General features: G+C 28.3%; 8 protein-coding genes. All 8 read right to left on the reverse strand.

The features are described from left to right. Nucleotides 1-555, reverse strand: a 555-nt coding sequence (locus tag QM495_RS01775) for an ABC transporter ATP-binding protein (RefSeq protein WP_408670390.1), incomplete at its 3' end; no start/stop codon positions are given. Beyond that, entirely contained in the window at nucleotides 555-1,790 is a 1,236-nt protein-coding gene (locus tag QM495_RS01780; RefSeq protein WP_408670391.1) for an ABC transporter permease, read from the reverse strand. The genes QM495_RS01780 and QM495_RS01775, both read right to left, overlap by 1 nt. Next, nucleotides 1,787-2,887 carry an efflux RND transporter periplasmic adaptor subunit gene (locus QM495_RS01785; RefSeq protein ID WP_408670392.1) on the reverse strand — a complete coding sequence of 367 codons (1,101 nt, stop codon included), beginning with the start codon at nucleotides 2,885-2,887 and terminating at the stop codon, nucleotides 1,787-1,789. The genes QM495_RS01780 and QM495_RS01785 overlap by 4 nt, the downstream gene beginning before the upstream one ends. Then, the gene (locus QM495_RS01790; protein ID WP_408670393.1) at nucleotides 2,884-4,197 is read right to left on the reverse strand and encodes a TolC family protein; all 1,314 of its coding nucleotides are present in this window, start codon (nucleotides 4,195-4,197) and stop codon (nucleotides 2,884-2,886) included. The genes QM495_RS01785 and QM495_RS01790 overlap by 4 nt, the downstream gene beginning before the upstream one ends. A gap of 41 nt (nucleotides 4,198-4,238) precedes the next feature. After that, nucleotides 4,239-5,144 (reverse strand): hypothetical protein, encoded by a 906-nt coding sequence (locus QM495_RS01795; protein ID WP_408670394.1) that lies wholly within the window; start codon nucleotides 5,142-5,144, stop codon nucleotides 4,239-4,241. Between the two features lie 19 nt (nucleotides 5,145-5,163). Beyond that, entirely contained in the window at nucleotides 5,164-5,616 is a 453-nt protein-coding gene (locus QM495_RS01800) for a DUF2141 domain-containing protein (RefSeq protein ID WP_408670395.1), read from the reverse strand. Continuing rightward, nucleotides 5,604-5,993: a hypothetical protein gene (locus QM495_RS01805; RefSeq protein WP_408670396.1), complete on the reverse strand. Its 390-nt coding sequence runs from the start codon at nucleotides 5,991-5,993 to the stop codon at nucleotides 5,604-5,606. The genes QM495_RS01800 and QM495_RS01805 overlap by 13 nt, the downstream gene beginning before the upstream one ends. A gap of 12 nt (nucleotides 5,994-6,005) precedes the next feature. Beyond that, nucleotides 6,006-7,025 (reverse strand): ABC transporter permease, encoded by a 1,020-nt coding sequence (locus QM495_RS01810; protein WP_408670397.1) that lies wholly within the window; start codon nucleotides 7,023-7,025, stop codon nucleotides 6,006-6,008. Between the last annotated feature and the right edge of the window lie 2 nt (nucleotides 7,026-7,027).

A 7,027-nucleotide genomic window follows, 5' to 3' on the forward strand; every position in this document is an offset into this window, starting at 1 on the left:
AACAATACTTGTATTTTTACTATCTAAATTACCAGTAGGCTCATCGCACATAATAATTTTGGGCTGGTTTATTAAAGCTCGTGCAATGGCTACTCTTTGCTGCTGACCTCCAGAAAGTTTAGATGCCGGTTTTAACGCTTGATCTTTTATCCCTAAAAGATTTAATTTTTGATAAGCCTGTTCTTCAATTTCCTGAGGAGAGAGTTTTCCTAGCTTTAATGCCGGAATCATTACATTTTTTAAGCATGAAAATTCAGGAAGGAGATAATGAAACTGAAATACAAATCCAATATTTTTGTTTCTGATAGCGGCAAGATTATCAAGTTTTTGTCCAGTAATTTTTTCCCTGCCAATAAATAATTCGCCATTATAATCAGTATCCATTGTAGAAAGGATATATAATAAAGTAGATTTTCCACTACCTGATTTACCCATTATTGTAATAAACTCACTATTATATACCTCAAACGAAACTTCCTCCAAAGCCTTAAACTTTACGGGCTCGTAAAAGTATTTACTTATTTTTTTTGTTTGAAGAATAACTTGTTTTTCCATTATTTTCTAAATATTTCTATAGGATCAATTTTTGCTGCTCCAATTGCAGGAATATAGCCAGCTCCTAAAGTGATTAAAATACCGAGAATACCGCCAATTATAAATATTGGAGACTCAAAACCAATAGGAAAATATTCTCTGTCGCCACCAATATAAATGCCGCTCACAAATTTAATTAGACCAGAAGCCAGAAGTAATCCAAATGATGTTCCAATAATTCCCATAATTAAAGATTCTTTTAAAAAAATGTTTATTACATCTTTTCCTGAAAACCCTGTTGCTTTAAGAATGGCAATATCATTTAATTTTTCCTTTATGGTCATATTTATAATATTATAAATTCCAAATGCTGCTACTAATAAAATAGCCAATGAAATTGAACCAAGCATAACTTGTCTGGTTTTTTTATTAGACATAGATTGTTCGTTAGCAGCCTGCCAATCTTCAACTTTATAAATTGTTAAATTTTTAAGCTGTTTTGAGAATTCTGGAGCCTTATTTGGGTCTTCAATATTTACTAAAATATCAGTTAAATAACTTGAACTTTCTTTCATAAGTTGTTGAGATATTGCCAAGTTTATATATGATTTAGTTAAATCTATATTAGAATTACTTGTTTTAAAAATACCTTCAACCTTCATCATTTTTACCACGCCAATTGAGGAGGTAATATTTATATTATCATATAATTTGATATTTAATTTTTCGGCTATTCCTACTCCAATTAGTATTCCGTTTGATGTTGACAAAAGATTTCTTATATCTCCAGCTAACATGGTAGATTGAATATTAAACATGGCATTGGCATCAACAATATTTACACCAGAGGCAACCCCATTTATTTGTGATATTCCATTATTGTAAAAAAGACTAACAGATACTTGAGGTGTCACGGTTACTATATTTTCCTTTTTTTTTAAATCAGCTATTATTCTTTTAGGATTGAGAAGCGTATTAGATAAGTTAGCGATTTTAGGGTTAATTATTATAGTAGTATTACCTAATTTAGTTTTTGTAATTAAAGGTCTACTAAGGGTGTCATCTTGGTATATTCTAATATGTGGTTCCGTTTTAAATAGGGCTTCATCTGAATAGCGGTTAAAGCCAACAACCATAGAAATCATGAAAATAAATATTCCAATGCCTATGGTTACCCCTAAAGATGCAATTATGGTTTGCTTTTTACGTGTGAGTAAGTGAGTTAAAGCGATTTCTGAATTTACATTTAGTTTCATTTTGTTTTATCGGCTATAATTACAGTATTTTCATCTAACCCATGAATTATTTCTACCCAATCATTAGAAATAAAACCTATTTCAACAGCTATTTCATCACCTCCTTTTAATTTAACCTTGTTACTATAACCCAAATAATTTCGTGGAATAACCAAAGTATTATTTTTGTTTTCTATAATAATATTCCCTTGAAGTTGAGTTCCAGAAATTTTGAAATTTAAAATATCTTCAAATTCTATTTTGCAATAAAACGATTGAGTTTGCTTATCAAATGCCGGGTATATTTCGGTAACTTTTCCTTTGTAATTTTTTTTTAATTGTGTGTTTAATTGAATTATTACTTGTTGCTGTAATTTTACTTTTGAAATATTACTTTCATCAACACTTAATAATGCATATAATTTTTCTGGGTTTCCAATTACAGCAATAACATCTCCTTTTCTAATATAATCACCTAATTCTTTTTTTAATTCATATACTTTCCCTCCAACAATGGCTTTAATTTTATTATAATTTTCTAAAGCAAGATTAGTTTTTTTGTGTGATTGTTGTATTATTAATTCCTGATCTGCCTGTTGTTTTAATAGTTTGTAATTTTCTTGAAGTGATAAAAAATTGGTTTTAGAGTTGTCTAAATTCAAGATAATATTTTCATATTCTAATTTTGAAACACTGTTTAATTTATAGAGCTTTTTATATCGTTCTGTTTGTTTTTGGTCTTGAAGAAGTTTTTGTTTAGCAAGTTCAAGATTAACTTCTGCTTGTTTTAAAGCTGGGGCATTTAGATTTGTGTTAGCAATTGCAATAGCTAATAAATCAACAGATTTTTTTGCATTGATAACGTTTTGTTTATTGTCAACAACTGCTAGTAGTTGATTAGTAGTTACAATATCACCTTCTTTAAAATTTAATTTTTTGATATACCCCTCAGATATCGATGTTAAATTATATTGATCTTCTGGGACAAGAATTCCTGAAGCAAATATAGTTTCAGTAACGTTTTTTCTAATTGGTTTAGTTTCTGTTATTTGTTTTCCACAAGAGCTTATTAAAATTAAGCTTATTAAAAGGAATATGATTTTTGTTGAATCTTTCATTTCATTGAATTATTTATCTCAATTTTTGATTTTGTATATAATAAATTTGCCAAAGCAATACTATAGTTTAATTGACTAATTAATTTATCATTAAAAGCAATTAAAAGTTTGTCAGAAGAAAGAATAGATGCATTAAATTGATTTAACGCCATCTGATAATTTTCTTCTTTTAATAAAAATATTTGGTTTGTTGTTTTAAATTGAGAATAGGCCTTTTTATAGTCTAAATTCAATTGAGTATTAGAAATATTATTTTGAAGTTTAGAGTGTTTAGCATCTAATTCAGAAATTGTTTTATTAATATTAGCAGTTTTTGTAAGTGTGAATTTATTTATATCGGGAAAAGGCATACTAAGTCTTAGCCCAATATATTGAGAATTAATCCAATCGGCATTTGAATCAAAAAACTGATTATTGTTGTTTTGTTGCCAACCGTTATATGCCACAATTGAAATAGTTGGAAATTGTGCTAATCTGTTTATTCTTAAATCTTCTTTGGCTAAATCAGCTTTTAATAGTGATAATTTGAAATCTAATTGATTATTAGTTTTTAAATTTAGATTAAAAGGTTGATTATAAATAATGGTTTCTGTTAAAGTTAGTTCCGTATTTTGAGGAATATCGCAAAGTATTTTAAGTGTGTAATATTGTTGGTTGAGCGATATTTGTAACTGTTTCAATTTGTCTTTTAAAGAGAGTTTGTTTATGGTAGCATCATTTAAGTCTTGATGCCTAATAATTCCTTCTGTATATTTATTATACATAATGGTTTGCAAAGTATCAGCAGTATATAAATTTTTATTTGAAATTTTTATTTGCTCTTTTAATGAGAGAATATTGTAATAGCTTGCTGAAATCGATTCAAATAGCATTTTTTTTACAATTAAATTATTTACACTAGTAAGTTTTGTATTTATTTTTGCACTTTTTAATTTAGCCCAACTAACAGGGTTTACGATGTCTATTTGTGGAGCAAAATTAATATTTCCTATATATTGTTGGCCCATTGTTATTTCTTTAAAAGTGTCAGGTTCACCACCAAAAGGCTCAGCTGGAAAATATGTGACAGGTAACTTTACGTTGTTGGTTAACGAAAAAGAAGATTGTATTTTAAAGTTTACTAAACCTGCTTGTGCTGATATTTTTTGCCATTTAGCCAAAAGTACTTGTTGTTCTCCAGTTTTTATAGAAATGCTATTGTTTTCTGCATATTTAAAAAGGGAATCAATAGTATTAAACACTATTTTATTTTGTGAAATCAAAAATTGATTTATCAATAAAAAACTAAATAAAATTAGAAGTTTTTTCATTGTTATTATTTTGTTTTCCATATTATTTTTGATAACAATTTTTAGAAACGTAATATTTCAGTCATTAGTCCAAACCGTATTACATCTAACTTATTCTGAAAATAAATATTGTAATAATCGGTACCGTGGTAAAACTGAACAAAGAATCCTATATCTTCTAAAAATGTTGGGTGATAATAAAAAGTTAGGCTTGCATTCAACCTGTCTAAATTAAAAGTATCCCAATTATTTATAGCATCAAGCATCCAAGTAGTTTCTAATTTTAAAGAAATATTAGGTCTTTTATCTGATGTTAAATTAGTTATAGGGAGTTTAAATGCAGAGAATGTATTGTGCCATCTAAACCCACTATATTTTCCTTGTAGTTCATCAAGCATCCAACTTTTTGGGTGCACTTCAATAGAGCTTTTAAAAAATTTAATCGCATTGTGAGCTTCACTGAAGGTGGTTTTAATAAAACCAAGTTCAAAATAATTGGTTGCAAAATTTCCTGATAATAAATTAATGGTACCATCTTCGTTGTAAAAATCACTATTTTGACCGTTGGAGTGGTGTGCAATTTTCCCAAAAAGAGTGGTATGATTTGCCAATGTTTTATCACCTACTAAATAATAAAATGTAATTTGAGGCATGTAACTTGGTGTTCTTACAGGGTAAGAATCTTCATTGTACATTCTTATAATAATTTGTGAAGTTAAAACCCCCATTAACCTAGCGTCTTTTCGTTCCCTAATTATAAAGCTAGGACTAATATTAGCTTCAAACATTAGCGGTGCTATATTTCCAATATCAGAAGGAAATGTCACATAACTATCACTTTGATTTACCAAAGCTATTTTTGTGAGATCTAATCCTAAATTTAGGGTATCACCTTTTAGCTGTTGCGAATAAGTAACGCTTGTGAAAAGAAGAAATGCGAATAGTAAGTTGTAATAACACTTATTCATAGTTTAGAGGGTTTAGGTGTTAGAAATAAATGACTTTAATTTCTTTTACGGTATCGCTATTTAACAAAAAACTTGCTTTTGAGAATTTAGGTCTATTTCTTATTCCAATAGATTGGTAATTAGAAAAGCCAATACCTTCCTTTGGAAGAATAAATCCCTTGTCTATTTTGCCATTTTCATTTTCATCATGGAGTATATTAATCGCATATTTTCCTTCAGGTAAATTAGTAAAAACTACAGTTGAGGAGTCTTTTGTAATAGGTGCAACTTTCTTTTTATAGTATCTTTTATACTTTTCATCAGGAATTGACCCTTCTGTGTTATACAAAGCAAATTGTACTACACCTTTTGAATTTCGTAATTTATTTACTTTAATAGTTATAGAATAGTATTCTTCAAAATCTTTTTTGTTAAAAGAAACAAAGGTGATAAATATAAATACGAAAACTATTTTCTTAATTATTTGTTCCATTTAATAGTTGTTAAATAAGCAAGAAAAGTGAAAATAAGCGTTATAGACATTCTAAATAATAGCGCTCCAACAGTTTTGGTTTCGTAGAGACCATCTGTATTTATATGAATTATAAATCCAATAGCAGCCAGCATAATTAAAATAAGGGAAATACTTAAAAGTTTGATAGTCCATTTTTTTAAGGTCACAAGCCCATAAGCAGCAAATAAATATAAAAAACTACTTATAAAATTTGCCCAAACTACAATTAGCACATAGTTTCCTTCTTTGGCTCTAATACCAAACCAATCAAAAATAATTGAGCTACTTAGAAATAGCGTTAATAAAGCAAATGCTGTTAAAGCAATGGTGGTGATATATTTTAAAATTTTTTTCATTTACAGGATGTTTTAATTTGTTTTTTTATAGCTCCATACAGCCAAACCGTTCATAATAACTGCATAGATACTTGTTTTAATAAATAATGGTGTAATATCTGTTAAGCCAGATCCTTTGAGCATCACCATCCTCATAACTTCAACATAGAATTTTATAGGATTGAATTCGGTCAAATATTGCGCCCATTGTGGCATACTTTCTATAGGAGTAAATAAACCACTCATAAGTATAAATATTACTACAAAAAACCAGGCTATAAACATTGCTTGTTGTTGTGTATCGGTAAAATTTGAAATAAAGAGCCCCATACCTAAAATCACCAAAATATAAATGACAGTATACACGTACATTAAACCTAAACTACCAACCATTGGGACATTAAAAATTACTTTAGCAATAATTAATCCAACTGTTAATAACAACATACCAAGAACTAAGAAAGGAAATAATTTACCAACAATAAATTGATATTTTTTTATGGGAGTCACATTCATTTGTTCTAAGGTTCCAATTTCTTTTTCTCGAACAATATTCATCCCCGATAAAAATAAAGTAATCATAGTTACCAGTAGTACCAGTATTCCTGGGACCATGAATGTTTTATAATTTAACGTTTTATTGTACCAAAATGAAGGGATACTTGCAATAGTTTTAGGTTTGTTTATATAATCTGAGGGTTGCATTAAGCTAGCTAGTGCATTTTTATTGAAGCCTTGTACAATTTGGTTAATGTATACATTTTCAACACCCGCAGCAGCCCCATCAATTGCATTAATAATTACAGCTAAGTTTGTTTTTTTATCTTTTAATAAATCACGTTCAAAATGAGAAGGAATTTCTAAAATTACATCAACATCTCCTTTTAACATAGCTAAATTTGCAGCTTTTTCTGAAGGAAAATCAGTTATTATGTTAAAGTAAGATGACGCATCAAATTTATCAATTAACGCCCTTGAAAAAGAAGTATTATCATGGTCTATATATGAAAATTTAATATGTTGTATTTCAAATGTTGCCGCATTTGAAAGAATAA

This window comes from Lutibacter sp. (genome assembly GCF_046055765.1).
Taxonomy (GTDB): Bacteria; Bacteroidota; Bacteroidia; order Flavobacteriales; family Flavobacteriaceae; genus Lutibacter.

Bases quoted from the DNA above. Each gene is read 5' to 3' on its own strand.
- QM495_RS01780 (WP_408670391.1), bottom strand. From the start codon at position 1,790: ATGAAACTAAATGTAAATTCAGAAATCGCTTTAACTCACTTACTCACA.
- QM495_RS01785 (WP_408670392.1), bottom strand. From the start codon at position 2,887: ATGAAAGATTCAACAAAAATCATATTCCTTTTAATAAGCTTAATTTTA.
- QM495_RS01790 (WP_408670393.1), bottom strand. From the start codon at position 4,197: ATGAAAAAACTTCTAATTTTATTTAGTTTTTTATTGATAAATCAATTT.
- QM495_RS01795 (WP_408670394.1), bottom strand. From the start codon at position 5,144: ATGAATAAGTGTTATTACAACTTACTATTCGCATTTCTTCTTTTCACA.
- QM495_RS01800 (WP_408670395.1), bottom strand. From the start codon at position 5,616: ATGGAACAAATAATTAAGAAAATAGTTTTCGTATTTATATTTATCACC.
- QM495_RS01805 (WP_408670396.1), bottom strand. From the start codon at position 5,993: ATGAAAAAAATTTTAAAATATATCACCACCATTGCTTTAACAGCATTT.